The following is a 20,630-nucleotide window of genomic DNA, read 5'->3' as shown; positions in this document are numbered from 1 at the left end:
GGCAGCGCGGGAATTAACGGATAGCGAAGATGCGATCTTCAGCCAGAGAACGCAACGGCTGACGCTCGGCTACGGCACTGCCCCAGACGCCATCCACATCAAGGGTCGCCAGCGTGCTGAGTACGGCGGGTACTGAAATTGGCCCGGCCAGGACCGAGATATTGCGCTGTTTTGCCTGGCCCTGAATGATGGTCAGCAGCATCTCATCCATCAGATTATTATGAACGTTAGCAACCAGTTCAGGCGCCAGCACCAGATAATCAACTACTTCGTCGCTCAGCAGATTGAAGGCATCCAGATTACGGCCAAAATGCTGCAACACGACACGACAGCCACACTGCCGCAGTTGCATTAGTGCGGCATAGAGCTGATCGCCTTTGCTGAGCACACTGGCTGCAGGGAAAGCGAAACCACAGCGGCTGTCGGAGAGACCCTCGGCAACAAAGCGCTGACAGAGTTGCTGCACACAGGCGGCATCGCTCAGAACCTGTGCATTGAGTGGCAGGATCACCGGAATGCCTTTGTTATTCAGCCTCTGCACATCGTGACGGAAAAAAGCATCCAGAATAGTGTTATCCAGCTGCCGCCGCAGCGTATCGTCAGACAGGTTATTGCGCAGCAACGTTTCATCCACCAGCAGCCCGTCAGCCGTTAACAGCTGAACCTCAAGCAGCCAGATAAAGGCTGCCTGCGGTGTTTTGGGCGGCGCAACGGCCCAGGCAGGCAGTTCGATCTGCAGCGCATCAATCATTGCTGCATCCATGCCCTGATGATTACCTGGCAGCGGTAACCGATGCTGTTCATAGATGACCAGCCGTCCGCGCCCGCTGCGTTTGGCGTTGTAACAGGCGATATCCGCCTGCGAAAGCACGTCGCCGCTCTGGCAGTTATCCGCTGAAATCTGCGTAACGCCCGCGCTGGCACCCACATGATAAAGGCGGCCCAGCCACTGAAACCGGTAATGATTGACCGCGGCGACGATGCGCTGCACCACGTCATGCGCCTGAGCGACTTCGCAATCTGGCATCAGCAGCGCAAACTCGTCACCGCCCAGCCGGGCCAGGAAATCGCTGCTTCGCAGATGTTGCTGCATTAAATCAGAGAGCTCACGCAATAACGCATCGCCTGCGGCGTGTCCGGCGCTGTCATTGACCGCTTTAAACTTATCCAGGTCGATAAACACCAGCACATGCTGATGCTGATGTTCAGCGGCATCAAACAGCAGACGTTTAAGCTGAAGCTCGAAACTGGCACGATTCGGCAGGCGGGTCAGGGTGTCATGCAGCGCGCTATAGCTCAGCCGCTTCATCAGTTTGCGGGATTCGCTGACATCCTGAATAACCATGACGGCACCCTGTTCCAGGCCCGCTTCGGAGCGCAGCGGTGTGATGCTGTAGTGAATATCGATATGGCCGCCTTCGGGCGTATGCAGCACCAGATCTTCCGCGAGCCCAGGGGTGATTTTTTCCGCCGGCAGCTGGCATAACAGCAGATTTTCGACTTCCGGGCCGTTACGCCCCTGAGTGATATGCAGCAGTTCACTCAGCGGCTGACCGGCTGCCTGTTCCTGCGAGAGGCCACTCATCTTTTCTGCTACCGGGTTCATAAAGGCGACGCGCATCTCTTTATCGGTGCTGATCACCGCTTCGCCGATGGAATCCAGGGTGATCGCCATGCGCTCTTTCTCCTGAAACAGTGCTTCATTCAGGTTGCGGAGTGGCGTGATGTCCTGGCAGATACCCAGCATGCGCTCAATGCGCCCCTCTTTGCTCAGTTGCCGGTTAGCCTGGGTACGTACCCAGCGCTGTCCTTCAGCATTGACTACGCGATACTCCATGTGGAACGCGCTGCGCAGTTCAATTGCCTGCTGTACCGTCATCGCGGCATATTCCCGATCGGTGGTGTGCAGCAGATGGATCCAGAGGTCATAGCTGGGCGACTCATGCGGCGCAAGGCCAAACAGGGCGTACATGCGCTTATCCCACAACATCTCGCCGGTCAGCAGGTTCCACTCCCACACGCCGATGCCGCCCGCCTCGTTGGCCAGCGTAATACGCTCCATCAGCCGGCGGTTCACCTGCTCACTCTGCTTCAGCTCTGAGATATCGATAATCTGCGCAATAAAGTAGAGCGGGGCATGACTGCTGTCGCGCACCAGCGAGACCGTCAGCCGCGCCCAGACAATTTCGCCATCCTTACGGAAATAGCGCTTTTCGAAGGTATAAGTATCAATCTCGCCTTCCAGCAGCCGGCTCACATGCTGCAAATCGAGTGAGAGATCGTCGGGATGGGTAATCTGCTGAAAGGTCAGACGCTTCAGCTCTTCTGCCGGATAACCCAGAGTCTGACACAGAGATCGATTCACCTGCAGCCAGTTGCCCTCAGGTGCGACGAGCGCCATACCGATGGCGGAGTACTCCATAGCATGCCGGAAGCGGGTTTCGCTGTCAGTAATATGGAGTTTTTCACGCCGGGACGCATCCATCACCAGCGACATAATATGGCTGGGGATTAACACCAGCAGAAATGGCAGCCAGCTGGAGACCGGGCCAAGGGCGCTGTTGTTATTGACCACGTTGACCAAATCAAAAGCCAGCAGCATTGAGATAAAACTGGCGTTCAGGAAGAACAGGACAAACGCCTGCAGCTTGGGCAGGCGAACTGCACACCAGAACAGGATTACCACAATAAAGGTAAAGGGCCACGGCAGGAAACGCAGTGCCAGATAACTGGCCCCGAGGGTAAGCAGCAGCGTCAGCAGCGATTCGGCCAGGCGCAGATCGCTGAACTGCGCGCGCCGCAGCGGCCAGGGCAGCAGAAGCAGCATCGGGCCTAACACCAGCATGCCGATGATCTCGGAGATTACCCAGGTATAGAAGAAGGGAAACGAGGCATGACCGCTGACCTGTAGCGTCCAGATCGCGAGCAGGCCGCCAAGCACCGGCGTCACGATGCCGACTGACAACACCATCCTGGCCCAGTCGTTGAGCGAATTCAGCGGCGCGCGCCGATTTAGCAGGGCGCGCAGCAGCATGCCACCTATGCCGGCCTGAATAAGATTAAGCAGCGCGAATTTAATATTAGAGAGAGCAGGTCCGATGATGATGGCATTAGCCCCCGCGGTGCCCAGCACACAAGCGGTCAACAGCAGCGGCAACTGTCGTGACGGGCAGCGGAAAACCACGACGGTCATTAAGGTGGTCGGGAACCAGAGCGGGGAAATCTTCCCACTGACAACAATCAGTTCAAGACAGAACAGGGTCAGGACAAACACCACGCAGCCAAGCACCAGGGCCGAGAGCCAGCGGTTTGGCATGTTATTTTGCGGGGACAGGATCTCTATCGTCATGCGGACTTCCGGCAGGGTGCAGGGCTCCGCAACGGCGAATCAGGCACCAGTCATTCTCTGACTGCATGCTAGCACATTCGGCAAAGAAAAAAGGGGTGAAATCAATATTGCCCGTTATTCGGCGAATTGACGGGCACGGTATAATTGATTGCCAGCGTGTTGATTACTGGCGGAAAAGATCGGCGCGGGTATAGGGTTTTTCCAGGCCCGCGAGGCTGGCAGAGAAGCGCTCCAGAAACTGCTGCGTCGTCGCGACGCGACCGTGACCCATCAATACAAACGGCACTAACAGCGCGGCACCCACCTGCGGCCAGCTGAAGCCTTTTAATGAGGTACGGCGCTGCGAAATCAGAAACGCGGTGCTCAGCGTAAAGCCCAGCAGCAGACCGGTAGCGACCTCACTTTTAGAATGGGCGTGGATCACCAGGCGGGAGAAACCGACCATCAGGGGGATCAGGTAACCGACGCCTATCGCCGCAATGCGCCACAGGGCTTTCCAGCGCCCGGAAACCAGCCATAACATGACCGGCCACAGCGTGGCGGACATGGCGCTGTGACCGCTGAAACCGGTGAAATTAAAGCGGGCGCTGCCAATGCCAAATCCCAGAAACAGGATTTTCGAGAGGCTGACAGTCAGCCCAGCCAGGCCAAAGGCCACAATCCAGTAAAAGACCGTAAGACGATTGTCACTCTTCCACGGCAAAATCAGCGCAATAATCACCGCTGTCGGAATCAACAGCATGCTGTCGCCAAAATAGGTCAAAGTCTTCCAGTGCATACCACTCCTGATGCATCATTCGGTCGGAACGTTTGCGACACGCGTCGTCAGAACAGCGTGCCGCACAGGCCATTTTATTTATAGTATGGTGTGACGTTAGTTTATCGGTGAAATGAGTGGCGTCCAAAGGAGAAAGTCTGAAAAGTCGCCGACGCCATTTTTGTGGCATCAAAAGGCCGAAATCCCTATACTTAGCGCGAACACACCCTCTCCATTTCGGCCCGTCCACTGCCCGCGTAATGTGTGACCAGTGGCAGGCTCCAGTTATCAGGTCTCAAAAAAGTATGACTGACAAGTCTCATCAGTGCGTGATTGTAGGCATTGCCGGCGCTTCCGCATCCGGTAAAAGTTTAATAGCCAGCACGCTCTATCGTGAAATCCGTGATCAGGTAGGTGACGAGCACATCGGGGTTATCCCGGAAGATGCTTATTACAAAGATCAAAGTCACCTCACCATGGAAGAGAGGGTTAAAACCAATTATGACCATCCGAGTGCGATGGATCATGATTTGCTGTTGCAGCATCTGCAGGCGGTGAAAGCCGGTCAGGATATTGAGCTGCCGGTTTACAGCTATGTTGAACACACCCGCACCCAGCAAACGCAACACCTGAAGGCCAAAAAGGTCATTATCCTTGAAGGTATTCTGCTGTTAACCGATGCCCGTCTGCGCCAGGAACTCAACTTCTCTATCTTCGTGGACACACCGCTCGACATCTGTCTGATGCGCCGCATGAAACGTGACGTCAATGAGCGTGGCCGTTCAATGGATTCGGTAATGAGTCAGTATCAGAAGACCGTGCGTCCGATGTTCCTGCAGTTTATCGAGCCATCAAAACAGTACGCCGATATTATTGTGCCGCGCGGCGGAAAAAACCGTATCGCCATCGATATCCTCAAGGCGAAAATCAACCAGTTTTTTGAATAACGCACGTCCGTCCGGACGTGGTGCAGACCGGCGGCAGCCACGCATGCCGGTTTGCTACACTTATGTCATGGAGTTACCGCAATGAGATTATGCGATCGCGATATCGAAGCCTGGCTGGACAATGGAAAACTGGCCATTGAGCCGCGCCCGCCGGTCGAGCGCATTAATGGTGCCACGGTCGATGTGCGTCTGGGTAATCAGTTCCGTACCTTCAGCGGTCATACCGCGGCCTTTATCGATCTGAGCGGCCCGAAACAGGAAGTGAGCGCGGCACTGGACCGGGTAATGAGCGATGAGATCGTGCTGCCTGATGGCGAAGCCTTTTTCCTTCATCCGGGTGAACTGGCGCTGGCGGTGACGCTGGAGTCCGTGACGCTGCCCGACGATCTGGTCGGCTGGCTGGATGGCCGCTCCTCGCTGGCGCGTCTTGGACTGATGGTTCATGTGACGGCTCACCGCATTGATCCAGGCTGGCAGGGCCGTATCGTGCTGGAGTTCTACAATTCAGGTAAACTGCCGCTGGCGCTGCGTCCCGGTATGTTAATTGGCGCGCTAAGTTTTGAACCGCTTTCAGGCCCGGCTGCGCGTCCCTACAACCGACGTGAAGATGCGAAATATCGCGGTCAGCAGGGCGCTGATGCCAGCCGTATCGATAAAGACTGATTTGAGGATGTAATGAAAAGAGTGATAACCACGCTGGCCATCCTGTTAGTGGTGGTCGTAACGGGAATGAGCGCGCTGGTGCTGCTGGTCAATCCCAACGACTTTCGTGCCTATATGGTGCAACAGGTCGAACAACGCAGTGGTTATCGCCTTGAAGTCAGCAGCGATCTGCGCTGGCACGTCTGGCCTCAGCTCAGTATCCTGGCAGGCCGGATGAGTCTCACCGCGCCGGGTGCCAGCCAGCCGCTGGTTTCGGCAGAAAACATGCGGCTTGATGTCGATCTCTGGCCACTCTTATCCCATCAGCTCAGCGTCAGTCAGGTACTGCTGAAAAATGCGATCGTGCGGGTCACGCCAGAGAGCAGTGCGCAGCGTGCTAAAAATGCGCCGCAGGGGCCGCGCGATGCGGAGCCAGCCGCGGCGTCCAGCGGCTGGTCATTTGATATTGCTAAGCTGCAGGTAGCCGACAGTCTGCTTATCTGGCAGCAGCCGGGCGGCGACGAATATAATTTTCGCGACCTCAATATTAATATGGAACAGGACGCGAATAAGCTGGCGACCCTGTCGCTGAGCACCAGTCTGATGCGCAATCAGCGCAACGCGACCCTGAATCTCAAAGGTCAGCTTGATGCCGCACAATATCCCCATCGTCTCAGCGGCCAGTTGCAGCAGCTTGATTACACCCTCTCCGGTGCCGATATTCCGGTTCAGGGAATCAAAGGCTCTCTGAGCCTGCAGGGCGAATGGAATGGTGACCGCCAGCAGTTCTCCTTCAGCAATCTGCAGCTCACCGCCAACGACAGTACACTGACCGGGCAGGGCAACGGACAGATTACTCCGCCACAGCAGCTGGCGCTGGATCTGAAAGCCAGCACGCTGAATCTTGATAATTTGCTCACCAGCACGCCGGTCTCTGAAACATCTGGCGTGCAGCATGCCACTGTGGCTCGTTCCCCGGTGATTGCTGCCCCACGGGAGCGCAGCAATGCCGACTCTCCGCTGAATGACCTGAACCTGGCGCTGAAATTACAGGCGGATAGTGTGATATGGCGCGGCCTCTCCCTGACCGGACTGGCGGTAAACGCCAGCAACCAGCAGGGACTGATGACACTGAACACGCTTAGCGGCAAACTGGGCAATGGCAGTTTCTCGGTTCCCGGCAGCATCGATATTCGTCAGCCGGAAACGCAGGCCAGCCTGAAACCGCAACTCCGGTTGATTGCCATTCAGCCACTGCTTAAAGCGTTTGACCTGCCGGAAAGCCTGCAGGGAAATCTGAGCCTTGATGGCGAGCTGTGGGGCAATACGCTGACGGTTGAGGCGGCAAAACGACGCTGGCAGGGCAGGGCGACCATCAGCGCCAGTAACCTGAAGCTGGCACAGCTTAATCTGCAGCAGATGGTGCAGCGTGCCGTGGCACGGGTCAGTGATAAAGTCAGCAGTCAGGAAGCCGCCGATGAAGGCATTGAGTCGATCAGTGGTCAGGTCGCGCTGAATAAAGGCGTTCTCAGCTTCAGCGATATCAATGGCAATGGTCAGAATCTGGGCCTGCAGGGCGCGGGTAAAGTCGACATGGTGCAGCAACAGTTGGACCTCACCCTGGGGCTGAAAATCAGCGGCTGGCATGGCGACGAGGCGCTGGTAAAGACGCTCTCCAGTCAGCCGGTTCCGCTGCGTATGTATGGTGACTGGAACAGCCTGCAATATTCTCTGCCGGTGGATGCCGTGCTGCGTGACCGTCTTCAGAGTGAAGCGAAGTCACGACTGAATCAGTGGATTGATCGTCAGAAAGAGGGCGAGAACAAAGAGAACCTGAAGAAAATCATGCGCCCATAGCGGGCGCATGCTGTCAAACCGGGTGAATGCTTACACCTCGTAATCGCTATCGGGCTGCAGCAGAATGTCGACTTTCTGAACCCGATGATTTTCCACCTGCAGGGTTCGCAGCAGATAATCCCCCAGCTGCAACACTTCCCCTTCCTGAGGGATATGTTGCAGCTTATCCATCAGTAATCCTGCCAGCGTATGATAATCACGCTGCTCGTCCAGCGGCAATTTCACATAGAGCGCCAGGTCTTCCAGCGGCATGTGGCCGTTGGCAATCCAGTGTCCCTCTCCCTGAATCTGAATATCGTAGCGGGCATCAATCTCTCCCGCCTCATTCGGCAGATTGCCCGCGATGGTTTCCATCACATCACTCAGGGTCACCACGCCCTCCACTGAACCAAACTCATCCACCACAAAAGCAAAGTGAGTATGGGCCTGCCGGAACTGTTCCAGCGCCTGCAGCAGCGTCAGACGTTCAGGAAAGACCAGCGGCTGCCGAATCAGGGCGCGCAGATCGAGTGAATTATGGTGCAGCGACTGGTGCAGCAAATCGATGACATGCACCACGCCCAGCGGTTCGCTGGAATTGTCCGTTATCAGAATGCGTGTGTGCTGGTTGCGGTCGAGGCGTGACATGATCTCTGCCGGGTCATCACTGAGATCGATATGTTCGACATCATGGCGTGAGGTCATGATGCTGTTAACGTGGCGCTGACCCATGCCCAGCACCCGGGCAATCATCACCCGCTCCTGGCGGTTGAACAGCATGCTGGCGTCGCTGTCAGCAATCAGCGACGAGGTTTTTGCATCCAGTTCCGCCGGTTCCGCTGCACCGCGCAGCATCCGTAACACCGCTTCCGCCGTGCGCTGGCGCAACGGGCGACCCGCCGACAGCACACGCCGACGGTTAAAGTGGGCCAGCTGGTTGAGTGCCTCAATGATTACCGAGAAGCCGATAGCCGCGTAGAGATAGCCTTTGGGAATGACAAAGCCAAAGCCCTCCGCCACCAGGCTGAAGCCAATCATCAGCAGGAAGCTTAAGCAGAGGATGACAATCGTAGGATGGTTATTCACAAAGCGGGTCAGCGGCTTGCTGGCGAGCAGCATCAGCAGAATGGCGATGGTGACCGCAATCATCATGACCGGCAATTCATTCACCATGCCGACGGCGGTAATTACCGCATCCAGCGAAAAGATGGCATCCAGCACCACAATTTGCGCCACCACCGGCCAGAATTTAGCGCCGCCTTTTTGTTGACCAGCATCGTCATCATGGCCTTCAAGGCGCGCGTTCAGCTCTGTTGTGGCTTTAAATAACAGGAAAATCCCGCCGGACAACAGCAGTAAGTCGCGCGCACTAAAGGGGTGACCGGCCAGCGTAACCCAGGGTTCTTTCAGCGTAACCAGCCAGGAAAGCGAAGCCAGCAGCAATAAGCGGCACACTAATGCCAGCAGCAGTCCGATTACGCGCGCGCGGTCGCGAAGGGGGCCGGGAAGCTTCTCAACCAGGATGGCAATGAAGATCAGATTGTCGATGCCTAAAACCAGTTCCAGAACGATTAGCGTTACTAATCCCGCCCAAAGCGAGGGATCTGCAATTACCTCCAGCATGTATTGTTCACCTGAATGTCTTAAATTGGGTTTTCTCTGATGATAGTGGAGTGCGAAGCCGCGTACAAATGGCAGGGCAGGGAGGGATAACCAGCACAGCGCGATATATCGTGCAAAATATGAACATAACAGTGTGACGCTTTGATTAAATTCACAGGGTGTAGAGAAGACTATTCTGAGCCATTTTGTCACGGGAAAGTGATATTCACCTGCCGGGCTTATGAGATTTATCTCACCGGGAGTATGGCATTAATCCGAATTGTACAGAAAGGATTGCACTGCCTGTCAGGCATCAATACTAATTGCTGGTAGTCTTTTTCCTAAAATAGTCCAGGGATGGCGGGACCTGCTTGTAAACAAGCCAGTAATAACTAGTATAGCAACAAGTTAGCAAACTCTGTCCCAGAGTCGTAATTTGCGTGCCTATTCGACATTAATCGAAATGTGACGAATGAGTTATTCGCTAAAAAACGTCTGTATGATGCGCTGCGGTAACGTAAACGCATTACGGGGAGCAATATGAATGATGACAGCGATATTGGCAGCGACAGCCAAGGGCGGTAGCGTGCCTGAATCGCGTTTTTCGTTGATAAAATGAGCAGTGCTGGCGGTGCGTAAAGTCAGAGTAATCTGTTGGTATTCATCACAATATTATTGGTGTCATGGTTAAGATCACTGGCGTAAACGCCGCAGGAGCTCCCCTTAGAAACGGCTCAGTCTGGAAAGGTTTCATCGCTTAACGATTAAACAGGCGATAGCCGTTGCGGGTTTAAGGAAATAAAATAAAGAGTTAAATATGCGCGATACTGAATTTACGTTTAAAAGTCTTATTACCAAATTAATGCTGGCATGTTCAGATTTAATTTGTTTCAACGCAGCGTTATTTGTGGCGATGATGCTAATTAATGCTCAGTCAGGTTCGCCGCTGGCAGATATTTCTGAAAAAGAAATGAATTTAAAAATTGCCACACACATTTGCCTGTCGGTAATTTGTATTGGCTGGTTCTGGGTAAGGCTGCGTCACTACACTTACCGCAAACCTTTCTGGTTCGAATTAAAAGAAGTTTTTCGTACCATTCTTATATTTTCTGTTATCGACCTGTCGATTACCGCGCTGTCACAGTGGCAGATGTCGCGTTTCGTCTGGTTACTGACCTGGATTCTGGCGCTGATTTTAATTCCGACCTGTCGCGCGCTGGCTAAGCGTCTGCTGAATAAAAATGGCTTGTGGAAAAAACAGACCATTATTATCGGCAGCAGCAAAAATGCGCACGAAGCCTGGCAGGCGCTGCAAAGTGAAGAGGTCATGGGATTTGACGTCATCGCCTTCTATGACGTTGACGGAACCTGTCCTCAGGAGATCATGAACGGCGTACCGGTTCTGCGCGACGAGCAGGAGCTGTGGAGCCTGACTAACAGCGAAACCCAGTTTATCGTGGCAGTAGAATATGAGCAGAGTCAGTATCGCGATGTGTGGCTGAAATCGCTGGCGATGCACAACTGTCGTTCAGTTTCTGTCATCCCGACGCTACGCGGTGTACCGCTTTACGGTACTGATATGGCCTATATCTTCAGCCACGAAGTGATGATCCTGCGGGTTCAGAATAACCTGGCAAAACGCACTTCGCGTTTCCTGAAGCGAGCCTTTGATATCGTCGGTGCGCTGTCGATTATTCTGATGCTGATGCCGGCACTGCTGGTCCTGGGCTTCCTGGTTGGCCGTGATGGCGGACCACCGATTTATGGTCACGAACGTGTCGGCATGAATGGCCGTAAATTCAAATGTCTGAAATTCCGTTCAATGGTGATTAATTCAAAAGAAGTGCTGGAAGAAGTGCTTCGTACTGATCCGATTGCGCGTGCGGAATGGGATAAAGATTTCAAACTCAAAAATGATCCACGTATTACTAAAGTGGGCCACTTCATCCGTAAAACAAGCCTCGATGAGTTGCCTCAGCTCTGGAACGTGGTGCGCGGTGATATGAGTCTGGTCGGGCCTCGTCCGGTCATTGAAGATGAACTCTGTCGTTATGCTGGTGATGTTGATTATTACCTGATGGCTAAACCAGGCATGACGGGATTGTGGCAGGTCAGCGGTCGTAATGATGTTGACTATGAAACCCGCGTCTATTTCGACTCGTGGTACGTGAAAAACTGGTCACTGTGGAATGACATCGCCATTCTGTTTAAAACAGTGGGCGTGGTGTTGAAACGCGACGGTGCCTATTAATCGTGAGTCGGAATGAGCGTGCTCACGCGCGCTCCGAGGTGTTATGCCGTTGTCAGGCGTGTCGTTAATAGCGGCCATCATCAGGGATATCGCAGTGCATCTATAGTCCGCTATGATGCAAGGCGTTTCGGGTACACCCTGGTTGATGGCCACTACTTATAACAAGTGGAGCAAGGATAATGAACGACAGGTTCAGAGCTTAAGGCTTAAGTCAGCCAGGATTTACTTTTTGTTGGACGCTTACACAGCGGCGGTTTCGCCTCTATCAATAAATAACTGATAGCGAAGATCTAAATGATTACAATCAAAATGAAATTGATACCCTTGCTGGTATCCGCCACATTCCTTGTCGGGTGTACTGTCGAACCCGGTTCTCGTCTTTCTACATCAGGAAAAGATGTTATTGAGCAACAGGATAGCAACTTTGACATCGATAAATATGTCAACGTCTTCCCGTTAACGCCTTCACTGGTTGAGAAAATGCGTCCTAAGCCTCTGGTGGCTCAGGCGAACCCTTCACTGCAGAACGAAATTCAGAACTATGAATACCGTATCGGTGTGGGCGATGTCCTGACCGTGACGGTCTGGGATCACCCGGAACTGACGACACCTGCGGGCCAGTACCGTAGCGCCAGCGACACCGGCAACTGGGTACATTCTGACGGCACTATCTTCTATCCCTACATTGGCCGTGTGCGTGTAGCGGGCCGTACTGTTGGCGAAGTGCGTAACGAAGTAGCACGCCGCCTGGCACAGTACATTGAAAGCCCACAGGTTGATGTGAGCATCGCCTCGTTCAAATCACAGAAAACCTATGTCACCGGTTCGGTCACGACTTCAGGTCAGCAGCCGATCACTAACGTGCCATTGACGATTCTGGACGCGATTAACGCTGCTGGCGGCCTGGCCCCTGATGCTGACTGGCGTAACGTCGTGCTGACGCACAACGGTCGTGAACAGCGCGTCTCTCTGCAGGCACTGATGCAGAATGGCGACCTGAGCCAGAACCACCTCCTCTATCCGGGCGATATCCTTTACGTCCCGCGTAACGATGATCTGAAAATCTTCGTGATGGGTGAAGTGAAGCAGCAGGCGACCCTGAAAATGGACCGTAGCGGCATGACGCTGGCGGAAGCACTGGGCAACGCGGCCGGGATGGATCAAACCACCTCTGACGCCACCGGCGTCTTCGTTATCCGTCCACTGCGCGGCACCGATCGCAATAAGATTGCCAACATCTATCAGTTGAACACCAAAGATGCGGCATCCATGGTGATGGGAACCGAATTCCAGCTTCAGCCATATGACATCGTGTATGTCACCTCAACGCCGCTGACGCGCTGGAACCGTGTGATCTCGCAATTACTGCCAACCATTGCGGGTATCAACGATGTGAGCGAGAGCGCACTGCGTATCCGCAACTGGTCGAACTAAGGTCTGACCATGATTACGTCCGTGTTAGTCGTTTGCGTTGGCAACATCTGCCGCTCTCCGACCGGAGAGCGCCTGTTTAAACGTGCGCTGCCCGATTTAGATGTTCGCTCTGCCGGCCTGGGGGCGCTTGTCGGCCACCCGGCCGACAAAATGGCATCCTCTGTTGCCGAAGCGCAGGGTCTGTCGCTGGAAGGCCATCAGGCACAACAGTTAACAGCCGAAATGTGCCGCAACACTGACCTGATTCTGGTCATGGAGAAGCGACATATTGAACAGGTGAATCGCATCGACCCCGCCGCACGTGGCAAAACCATGTTGCTTGGGCACTGGCTCAATCAGAAAGAAATTGCGGATCCGTACCGAAAAAGCCGTGAGGCCTTTGAAGAGATTTACGGATTACTGGAAAACGCTACCCAGAAATGGGTCAACGTATTAAGCCGATAGTTGGGATTATCCATGAATATAAAAAATAAGGTCAGAACCGCGCCGGGCGAGGAGTCGAATGGATGGGATCTGGCACATCTTGTGGGACAGCTCATTGACCATCGCTGGATCATTGTTGCCGTTACTGCATTTTTCATGCTGGCGGGAACACTCTACACACTGTTTGCGACACCGATTTATAGCGCTGATGCATTAGTTCAGGTTGAGCAGAAGAATGCCAGCACCGTTCTGAACGAGATTGACAGCATTCTGCCACCGACACCTGCCTCTGATACGGAAATCGAGATTCTGGAATCCCGTATGGTCATCGGCAAAACCGTTGACGATCTGGGTCTGGATACCGTGGTTGAGCAGAACTACTTACCGGTCATCGGCAAGGGTCTGTCGCGCCTGATGGGCAACAAACCCGCCAGTATCGCGATTTCGCGTCTGGAAATCCCACGCACTATCGACAAACGTAACGTTGAACTGGAAGTGACCGGTCCGGATAGCTACACCGTCTCTAAAGATGGCGATGAGCTGTTCAAAGGTAAAGTCGGCCAGCTGGAGTCGCACGGCGACATCAGCATGCTGGTAAGCGAGATTCATGCCGATGAAGGCACCAGCTTCACCGTGACCAAGCTGAATGACCTGCAGGCGATCCGTTCTGTGCTCTCTAACCTGACCGTGGCAGACAAAGGTAAAGATACCGGCGTACTGGGTCTGGAGTATCTGGGTGAAGATCCGGAGCAGATCAGCAAAGTGCTGAACCAGATTGTGAACAACTATCTGTTACAGAACGTTGAACGCAAGTCAGAGCAGGCCGAGAAAAGCCTGGAGTTCTTACGCACGCAGCTGCCTGCCGTTCGCAGCAAGCTGGATGAAGCAGAGAACAAGCTGAATACCTTCCGTCGTCAGAACGAATCTGTTGACCTGTCACTGGAAGCGAAATCTGCCCTGGACTCCTCTGTCAGCGTGCAGAGTCAGTTGAACGAACTGACCTTCCGTGAAGCAGAAGTCTCCCAGCTGTTCACCAAAGATCACCCGACTTACCGCGCGCTGCTGGAAAAACGCAAAACGCTGGAAGGTGAGCAGGCTCAGCTGAACAAGAAAATTTCTGGCATGCCACAGACTCAGCAGGAAATCCTGCGTCTGACCCGTGACGTTCAGTCTGGTCAGGAGATCTACATGCAGTTGCTGAACCGTCAGCAGGAGCTGGGCATTAGCAAGGCGAGCACCGTGGGTGATGTCCGCATCATTGACAGCGCGCAGACCGCTAACTCACCGGTTGCACCGAAGAAGCTGCTGATCATTGCTGCGAGCCTGATTCTGGGTCTGTTCGTATCAGTAGGTCTGGTTCTGCTCAAAGCACTGCTGCATCACGGCATTGAGAATCCGGATCAGCTGGAAGAGCTGGGTATGAATGTCTATGCCAGCGTTCCACTGTCTGACTGGCAGCGTAAGAAGGATACCGAAGCACTGGCGCGCCGTGGCAGCAAGGTGAAAACCGATCCGCACGAAACGCTGCTGGCATTGGGTAATCCGACTGACCTCTCCATTGAAGCGATTCGTAGTCTGCGTACCAGCCTGCACTTCGCCATGATGGAAGCGAAAAACAACATCCTGATGATCACCGGTGCCAGCCCGGGTATCGGTAAAACCTTTATCTGTGCCAACCTGGCGACTCTGGTCGCGAAAGCAGGTCAGCGTGTTCTGTTTATCGATGGCGACATGCGTCGTGGTTATACCCACGAACTGCTGGGCGCGGATAACAAATCTGGCCTGTCAAACGTGCTGTCTGGCAAAACTGAGTTCAGTCCGGCGCTGATTCAGCAGGGCGTGTACGGTTTCGACTTCCTGCCACGTGGTCAGGTTCCGCCAAACCCGTCTGAGCTGCTGATGCATCGTCGCATGGGTGAGCTGCTGGAATGGGCGAGCAAGAACTACGACCTGGTGTTAATCGATACGCCACCCATCCTGGCCGTCACCGATGCCTCCATTATCGGTAAGCTGGCCGGCACCTCACTGATGGTGGCGCGTTTCGAAGCCAACACCACCAAAGAAGTGGACGTCAGCTTCAAGCGCTTTGCCCAGAACGGTATTGAGATTAAAGGTGTGATCCTCAACGCCGTGGTGCGTAAAGCTGCTAATTCATATGGCCATGGTTATGACTACTATGCCTATGACTACAGCAAGCCCGAAAAAAGCTGATCATTGAGTAATAAACAGGGGGCGGTCTGACCGCCCCTTTTTATCGTCCCTTTGAATGACGACACGCATCAATTTACACAGGTTATTCTGTCCAAACCCACGAAAGCGATACCTCTATAAATCGCATGGCGAGCGTCACTCAACAGAATTCATCACCAGCATGGCATCGCCTGCACGCAACTTGTGACCGTGCTATCAGACCCGGAAAAGCAAGCCGGGAAGGCGAAGCGTGATTATTGCTGGCATGAGAACTTGTGGAATTAAGGAATCACACCATGGCTCCATATTGGTATGTATCAGGCTTTTTACTGCTGCTTTCGCTGTTTGAAATATTGCTAAAAAAAGACGAACGCACCTCCCATATTCTGACTTATCTGCTCTGCATCGCGACCGTGACGCTGATTGTGTTCGGCGGTATCCGCGGACTTGGCACGGGCATGGATGATTATCAGTACCGCAGCTTCTTTGAAGATTTCGTCCGGCGCATCGAGGTCAACGGCTTCTTCAATACCGTAGCATTTTTCCGTTATGAACCGCTGATCTTTGCCATTGCCTGGCTGACCAGCCTGGTTTCCCATAATGCCAGCGCCTTTCTGTTTGTCTTCTCGATCCTCGCGGTAGGGACGAACGCCATCTTCTTTAAAAAGATGTCACCTTATCCGGTGCTGGCACTGGCGCTCTATTCGGCCCATATCTTTATTAACAAAGATGTTAACCAGATCCGTTTTGGTCTGAGCTCGGCCTTTTTCCTGGGAGTAATCTGGACGCTTTATCTGAAGCGTTACTGGCTGGCGTTTGGCTTCTTTGTTCTCTCATTTATCAGCCACAATACTGCGGTCATGGTGGTCACGCTGATCCCCTTCCTGTTCCTGCGTGAACGTCGCTGGTTCCCGATTGCGATTATTGTGTTGAGTATTCCGGCTTCGAAAGTGGGTGGGATGGGCTTCGTTACAGCCATTGCCGGCCATCTGGGGGGATTAGGGGAGAGGGCCGCTGGCTACAACAATGACAACGCAGCGACAGCCAGTACCGGCAGTGTTTTCTCGGTTTCGAACCTGAAAAACGTGGCGCTGGTCTTTATTTTTGTCTACTTCATGCTGTCGAACCGCCTGAAGCGTGACAATTATGATGTCTGGCGACTGAATTACCTGCTGATTATTACCTTCGCAATCGGGGGGGCTATCAGGATCTTTTTCTACAACTACTCATCGGGCGCTCGTCTCTCAAACTACCTGCTGCAGGTAGAGCCAATAGTGCTGACGCTGTTGATCTACCAGTCTAAGAGAGCCTGGAAGCCCGCGATGTTTGCGATGTTTGTCTTCTTCCAGATGTACTACCTCTACTACAACACCATCTCGCTTAAACAGGCGGTTGTGGGGTATGAAGTGGCGCGTGAATTCAAGTTAGTTCACTAAGACGAGAGCTGAAAATGATTCGATTCCTCCCCCTGTTAGTGATTGCTGCGCCGTTAATGGTGCAGGCAGCCGATGCTCCGGCTGCGGTTGTTATCGCAGCCTATGGCGACTCGACGACCGCCGGTGTGACCTCTTCTGGCGGACGTAATGTCATCAGCAAAGAGAATGAAATGACTTATCTGCAGCAGATGCTGCAGGAAAAATATGGCCCGGACATCCGTATTGAGAATCATGGTTCGCCAGGCGCACAGGTTTCAGAACTGATTAACGCGAAAGAGAGCTGGGAACAGCGTATGGCGCAATCCGATGCCAGCATCATTCTCATCAACTATGGCATCAATGATGCGCGCGTCTTTTCAGGTAAAAACCACTCTCATGGCGCAGAAAGCCCGCAGGATTTTAACCGTATCCTGACGGGCCTGGTGAAAACGGCGAAAGCGCATGGCAAACAGGTGGTGCTGCAGCAGCCTAATCCGCTGTGTGGCCGTGCAGAGCAATGGAATGTCTGGCCTTATGTCTATCAGATAAATGCGGTGGCCCGCGAACAGCAGGTCCCGGTAGTAAGACAGTATGAACTGATTAAGCAGCAGAAAACGTGGAACAGTCAGATGTCTCCTGACTGTATTCACCCGACGAAAGATCTTTATCAGTTAAAAGCGCAGCAGACGTTCGCGCTGCTGAGCCACGATTTTGATGCCGTTTTTAAATCGACTCACTAATTAAGTTATTTAAAAACAGAAGGAGCAGGGCGGTATGTACGTACTCATGATGGTGCTGTCATTAGTCATGGCACTGATGGTATTACGGTTATTTTCATTCCATCGCGGCGTTTATAACGGCAGCGGTATTAAAAGTATCTCGGGATTGCGTGCGCTGCTGGCCAGCATCGTCGCCTTTTCACACTTTGCGCATTACGTCTATTCACTCGACCATGAGTGGATCTTTGATAAAGACTATTTTGCATGGGTGTCGCAGGGAAACTTTTTTGCCAACTCCGGTAAATTCGGTGTCGCCCTGTTTTTCATGATCTCAGCTTTTCTGTTCTATCGCTGGCTGGACAACGACAAGCTGACCACCGCTGAACTGACACGCAAATTGCTGAAGTCACGCGTGCGACGCATTGTGCCGATGTTCTGGTTCTCTGCACTGCTGATCGTGGTCATTGGCTGGTTCAGTGGGGATGTGGTGGCGAGCGGCGCAATGCTGGTGGACGGTCTGCGCTGGTTCCTGTTTATCGGCAATTACCATATCGGTTCAATTCCGACGGCTAATATCAACGCGGGTGTCGAGTGGACGCTGCGACTGGAATGGCTGCTCTATCTGTCAATTCCGTTCATCTACCTGCTGAATCGTGCCACCGGTGGCCGCTTTAAGATGCTGCTGATCATGGGATCGATTGGCGGAATTCTGGCCGTCGCTATCGCGCTGCGTCTCTGGGGCACCGCCTATACCGATCCCCGTCCGGTGCTGGGCTTTGCAACCGGGTATCTGGCATGGCATTACCGCGACCGCTTTATGGCTTTCCGCTCCTCAGGTCTGGCGGCGGCAATGGCCATTGCTCTGGCCGTTATCGCGCTGTTCTTTACCAGTAGTACGTTCTACTACCTGATTTTCCTCTGCCTGCTGGCCGTGGTGTTTTTCATTATCAGCAGCGGCAATTCGCTGTTCGGCCTGCTGGAAAGTAAAACCCTGATGTCGGTCGGTGAGGTCAGCTACAGCCTCTATCTGATCCACGGCATCGTGCTCTATTTCATCAAGATGATTCCAGAATCATTGATTCAGCATAACTTTGTCTTCTACACCTTGCTTTCCACGCTGTTCTTTGTGGCCTCCTTCTATGTTGCCAGACTGACCTATCTCTGCGTTGAGAAGCCCTTTATCACCAGCAGTCAGAAGAAAAAAGAGGCGGCCAACGCTTCGGCAACAATTTAGGACATCACCGGTTACCCTGCCACGTCCAAACGTTATATATTTGAATTGTAAATGTTTTTAATGAGGTGCTGGCAATGAAGGACATTCGCTTCTCTATCGTGATCCCCGCTTACAATGCGTCAGAATCGATTGTAACTACGCTGGATTGCGTTAAGGCGCAGACGTATCGCAATTTTGAAGTCATCATCGTGGATGATAAATCGGCGGATGCCGCCGCGCTGGCGGAGGTGGTTCGCAGCGAACGCTACCAGGATCTCGACATCAATCTTGTGCTCTCTGAGGTTAAGCTCAACGGAGCCGGTGCGCGTAATAAAGGTATAGAGCTGGCGACCGGTGATTATGTCAGCTTTCTTGACGCCGATGATGAGTGGGCCGCGGACAAACTGCAGCAGGTGAACGAAAAAATTGCGCAGCTGGAAGCCCAGGGCAAAAAGAACGTCGTCATTTTCAGCCAGGTGAATATCTACCAGGATGGGACCTTCCTGAAAGTGATGCCGATGCAGCCACCGGGTAAAAATGAAACCGTTGCGGAATATCTGTTCGGCTGTTACGGCTTTATCCAGACCAGCACGATTGTGCTGAAGCGCGAAGACGCGGCGAAGATTCAGTTCGATACCCGCTACATCCGTCATCAGGATTATGATTTCTGCATTCGTGCCGACCGCATGGGCTATGACTTTGTCATGATCGCCGCACCGCTGGCGAACTACCACCTGGTCACGAAATTTGGCTCGAAACACAAAGGCGAATCGGTGAACTACTCGATGTTCTGGCTTGATAGCATGAAGCCGCATCTTACCCCGCGTGATATCCACACCTACAAAGCCTTTAAGCTGCCGCTGCGCTACAAAATGGATGGCAAGTCGCTGATGGCGAGCCTGAGCTTTGCGCGTTACTTCTTCCTCACCAATAAAGACAACCGTGCTTATTTTATGAACCGGGTTAAAGACAAGGTCAAAGCACGTTTCGGCGGTGAGAAAGCACACTCCTGACGCACGCCGCGCCTCGTTCTGCTCCTGACGCCAGGAGCACCTCTCTTTTCGTTTAATTCAGGGTTGAAGATGAATACTTCTGTTGGAACCGTTGGCATTGTCATGCCTATGTATAATGCACGTCAGACGGTATTACGCGCTGTGCAATCGGTTATCAATCAGCGCTATACCGACTGGCACCTCTATCTGGTTAATGATAAGTCCACCGATGACTCGCTGGAATTTGTGCGCGAGCATTGTCAGGACCCGCGCATTACTATTCTGGATAACGCCGTCAACATGGGTGCAGCAGAGACCCGCAACGTCGGGCTGCGCGCGGCGACTGAAGAGATTATCGCGTTTCTCGACAGCGACGATGAGTGGCATGCCGATAAACTGACCCAGCAGGTTGCGGCCATCGCGGCGGGTGATGATTTTGTGATTACCGAATATCACTATAAAACCCGCAAAGCTGAGCACGACATCACCTACGGCAAACCTTACCTGCAGCAGGAAAACTTTGTGAAGAAGCAGTATCGCGTCTGTTTCTCTTCTGTCTGTTTCCGCCGTCCACCGCAGGGTCTGTTCTTCCAGCGAAAAGGACACGAAGATTTTCTGTTTTTGTATGAATTATTCACCCGCTATAAGCAGGCACGCGTAATTCAGACGATTCTGGTCAACTATTACGAGTTAGGCGATTCCCTTTCGCGTAATAAGAACAAAGCGGCCCAGTGGCACCTTGAACTATTAAGAATTATCTATAAAAACAATCCGTTAAAAATCTATTACTATTACGCCTGGTATATGGTGAATGGTGTGCTATTTACCCTTAAGCATCGTTAAGCCTGTCGGCAGGATTG

Annotated in this window: 15 protein-coding genes; 12 read left to right on the top strand and 3 right to left on the bottom strand. The window is 53.1% G+C overall.

All coding sequences use genetic code 11. The annotated features are described in order from the left end of the window. Nucleotides 1–13: 13 nt before the first annotated feature. Together AC6I8J_RS12250 and AC6I8J_RS12245 are read right to left on the bottom strand one after the other, a co-directional pair. Nucleotides 14–3,349, bottom strand: a complete 3,336-nt coding sequence (locus tag AC6I8J_RS12250) for a diguanylate cyclase (RefSeq protein WP_497825412.1) — start codon at nt 3,347–3,349, stop codon at nt 14–16. A gap of 163 nt (nt 3,350–3,512) precedes the next feature. Beyond that, the gene (locus AC6I8J_RS12245; protein ID WP_161732278.1) at nt 3,513–4,127 is read right to left on the bottom strand and encodes a phosphatase PAP2 family protein; all 615 of its coding nucleotides are present in this window, start codon (nt 4,125–4,127) and stop codon (nt 3,513–3,515) included. 284 nt (nt 4,128–4,411) lie between these two features. Between AC6I8J_RS12245 and udk the strand changes: the two genes are divergently transcribed. The 3 genes from udk (at nt 4,412) to asmA (ending at nt 7,552) form a co-directional block, all read left to right on the top strand. After that, nucleotides 4,412–5,053, top strand: coding sequence for a uridine kinase (gene udk, locus AC6I8J_RS12240; RefSeq protein ID WP_004571279.1), 642 nt, complete (start codon nt 4,412–4,414; stop codon nt 5,051–5,053). An 81-nt stretch (nt 5,054–5,134) separates the two neighbouring features. Next, nucleotides 5,135–5,716: a dCTP deaminase gene (gene dcd / locus AC6I8J_RS12235; protein WP_004571280.1), complete on the top strand. Its 582-nt coding sequence runs from the start codon at nt 5,135–5,137 to the stop codon at nt 5,714–5,716. Between the two features lie 12 nt (nt 5,717–5,728). Next, nucleotides 5,729–7,552 carry an outer membrane assembly protein AsmA gene (gene asmA, locus AC6I8J_RS12230; protein ID WP_222925239.1) on the top strand — a complete coding sequence of 608 codons (1,824 nt, stop codon included), beginning with the start codon at nt 5,729–5,731 and terminating at the stop codon, nt 7,550–7,552. A gap of 30 nt (nt 7,553–7,582) precedes the next feature. On the opposite strand, the gene AC6I8J_RS12225 is transcribed toward asmA, so the two are convergent. Continuing rightward, nucleotides 7,583–9,154 (bottom strand): TerC family protein, encoded by a 1,572-nt coding sequence (locus AC6I8J_RS12225; protein ID WP_161732282.1) that lies wholly within the window; start codon nt 9,152–9,154, stop codon nt 7,583–7,585. A 796-nt stretch (nt 9,155–9,950) separates the two neighbouring features. On the opposite strand from AC6I8J_RS12225, the gene wbaP reads away from it, so the two are divergent. From wbaP to AC6I8J_RS12180, 9 genes are all read left to right on the top strand, one after another. Further along, nucleotides 9,951–11,384, top strand: coding sequence for an undecaprenyl-phosphate galactose phosphotransferase WbaP (wbaP, locus tag AC6I8J_RS12220; protein ID WP_222925241.1), 1,434 nt, complete (start codon nt 9,951–9,953; stop codon nt 11,382–11,384). Between the two features lie 294 nt (nt 11,385–11,678). Continuing rightward, nucleotides 11,679–12,818 carry a polysaccharide export protein gene (locus AC6I8J_RS12215; RefSeq protein WP_033733244.1) on the top strand — a complete coding sequence of 380 codons (1,140 nt, stop codon included), beginning with the start codon at nt 11,679–11,681 and terminating at the stop codon, nt 12,816–12,818. A 9-nt stretch (nt 12,819–12,827) separates the two neighbouring features. Next, on the top strand, nt 12,828–13,262 hold the full coding sequence (locus tag AC6I8J_RS12210) for an arsenate reductase/protein-tyrosine-phosphatase family protein (RefSeq protein ID WP_013358465.1): 435 nt from the start codon (nt 12,828–12,830) through the stop codon (nt 13,260–13,262). Between the two features lie 12 nt (nt 13,263–13,274). Next, nucleotides 13,275–15,452 carry a tyrosine-protein kinase Wzc gene (gene wzc / locus AC6I8J_RS12205; protein ID WP_161732286.1) on the top strand — a complete coding sequence of 726 codons (2,178 nt, stop codon included), beginning with the start codon at nt 13,275–13,277 and terminating at the stop codon, nt 15,450–15,452. Between the two features lie 275 nt (nt 15,453–15,727). Further along, complete coding sequence (locus AC6I8J_RS12200; protein ID WP_161732288.1) at nt 15,728–16,867, top strand: EpsG family protein; 1,140 nt, start codon at nt 15,728–15,730, stop codon at nt 16,865–16,867. A 14-nt stretch (nt 16,868–16,881) separates the two neighbouring features. Next, on the top strand, nt 16,882–17,586 hold the full coding sequence (locus tag AC6I8J_RS12195; RefSeq protein WP_253419290.1) for an SGNH/GDSL hydrolase family protein: 705 nt from the start codon (nt 16,882–16,884) through the stop codon (nt 17,584–17,586). Between the two features lie 34 nt (nt 17,587–17,620). Beyond that, nucleotides 17,621–18,799, top strand: coding sequence for an acyltransferase family protein (locus AC6I8J_RS12190; RefSeq protein WP_161732292.1), 1,179 nt, complete (start codon nt 17,621–17,623; stop codon nt 18,797–18,799). A 74-nt stretch (nt 18,800–18,873) separates the two neighbouring features. Continuing rightward, a complete protein-coding gene (locus AC6I8J_RS12185) occupies nt 18,874–19,791 on the top strand; it encodes a glycosyltransferase family 2 protein (RefSeq protein ID WP_253419287.1) in 918 nt (305 codons plus the stop codon). 69 nt (nt 19,792–19,860) lie between these two features. Then, nucleotides 19,861–20,613: a glycosyltransferase family 2 protein gene (locus AC6I8J_RS12180; protein WP_260058867.1), complete on the top strand. Its 753-nt coding sequence runs from the start codon at nt 19,861–19,863 to the stop codon at nt 20,611–20,613. Nucleotides 20,614–20,630: the final 17 nt, after the last annotated feature.

The sequence above is a fragment of the Pantoea sp. X-Soil-ISGK-355 genome, from assembly GCF_059730805.1.
The sequence above is the reverse complement of the archived record's forward strand: the minus strand, read 5'-3'. Positions and strand labels throughout refer to the sequence as shown.

Excerpts from the sequence above, each read along its gene's own strand:
- AC6I8J_RS12250 (WP_497825412.1), bottom strand. The coding sequence starts at position 3,349 with ATGACGATAGAGATCCTGTCCCCGCAAAATAACATGCCAAACCGCTGG.
- AC6I8J_RS12245 (WP_161732278.1), bottom strand. The coding sequence starts at position 4,127 with ATGCACTGGAAGACTTTGACCTATTTTGGCGACAGCATGCTGTTGATT.
- udk (WP_004571279.1), top strand. The coding sequence starts at position 4,412 with ATGACTGACAAGTCTCATCAGTGCGTGATTGTAGGCATTGCCGGCGCT.
- dcd (WP_004571280.1), top strand. The coding sequence starts at position 5,135 with ATGAGATTATGCGATCGCGATATCGAAGCCTGGCTGGACAATGGAAAA.
- asmA (WP_222925239.1), top strand. The coding sequence starts at position 5,729 with ATGAAAAGAGTGATAACCACGCTGGCCATCCTGTTAGTGGTGGTCGTA.
- AC6I8J_RS12225 (WP_161732282.1), bottom strand. The coding sequence starts at position 9,154 with ATGCTGGAGGTAATTGCAGATCCCTCGCTTTGGGCGGGATTAGTAACG.
- wbaP (WP_222925241.1), top strand. The coding sequence starts at position 9,951 with ATGCGCGATACTGAATTTACGTTTAAAAGTCTTATTACCAAATTAATG.
- AC6I8J_RS12215 (WP_033733244.1), top strand. The coding sequence starts at position 11,679 with ATGATTACAATCAAAATGAAATTGATACCCTTGCTGGTATCCGCCACA.
- AC6I8J_RS12210 (WP_013358465.1), top strand. The coding sequence starts at position 12,828 with ATGATTACGTCCGTGTTAGTCGTTTGCGTTGGCAACATCTGCCGCTCT.
- wzc (WP_161732286.1), top strand. The coding sequence starts at position 13,275 with ATGAATATAAAAAATAAGGTCAGAACCGCGCCGGGCGAGGAGTCGAAT.
- AC6I8J_RS12200 (WP_161732288.1), top strand. The coding sequence starts at position 15,728 with ATGGCTCCATATTGGTATGTATCAGGCTTTTTACTGCTGCTTTCGCTG.
- AC6I8J_RS12195 (WP_253419290.1), top strand. The coding sequence starts at position 16,882 with ATGATTCGATTCCTCCCCCTGTTAGTGATTGCTGCGCCGTTAATGGTG.
- AC6I8J_RS12190 (WP_161732292.1), top strand. The coding sequence starts at position 17,621 with ATGTACGTACTCATGATGGTGCTGTCATTAGTCATGGCACTGATGGTA.
- AC6I8J_RS12185 (WP_253419287.1), top strand. The coding sequence starts at position 18,874 with ATGAAGGACATTCGCTTCTCTATCGTGATCCCCGCTTACAATGCGTCA.
- AC6I8J_RS12180 (WP_260058867.1), top strand. The coding sequence starts at position 19,861 with ATGAATACTTCTGTTGGAACCGTTGGCATTGTCATGCCTATGTATAAT.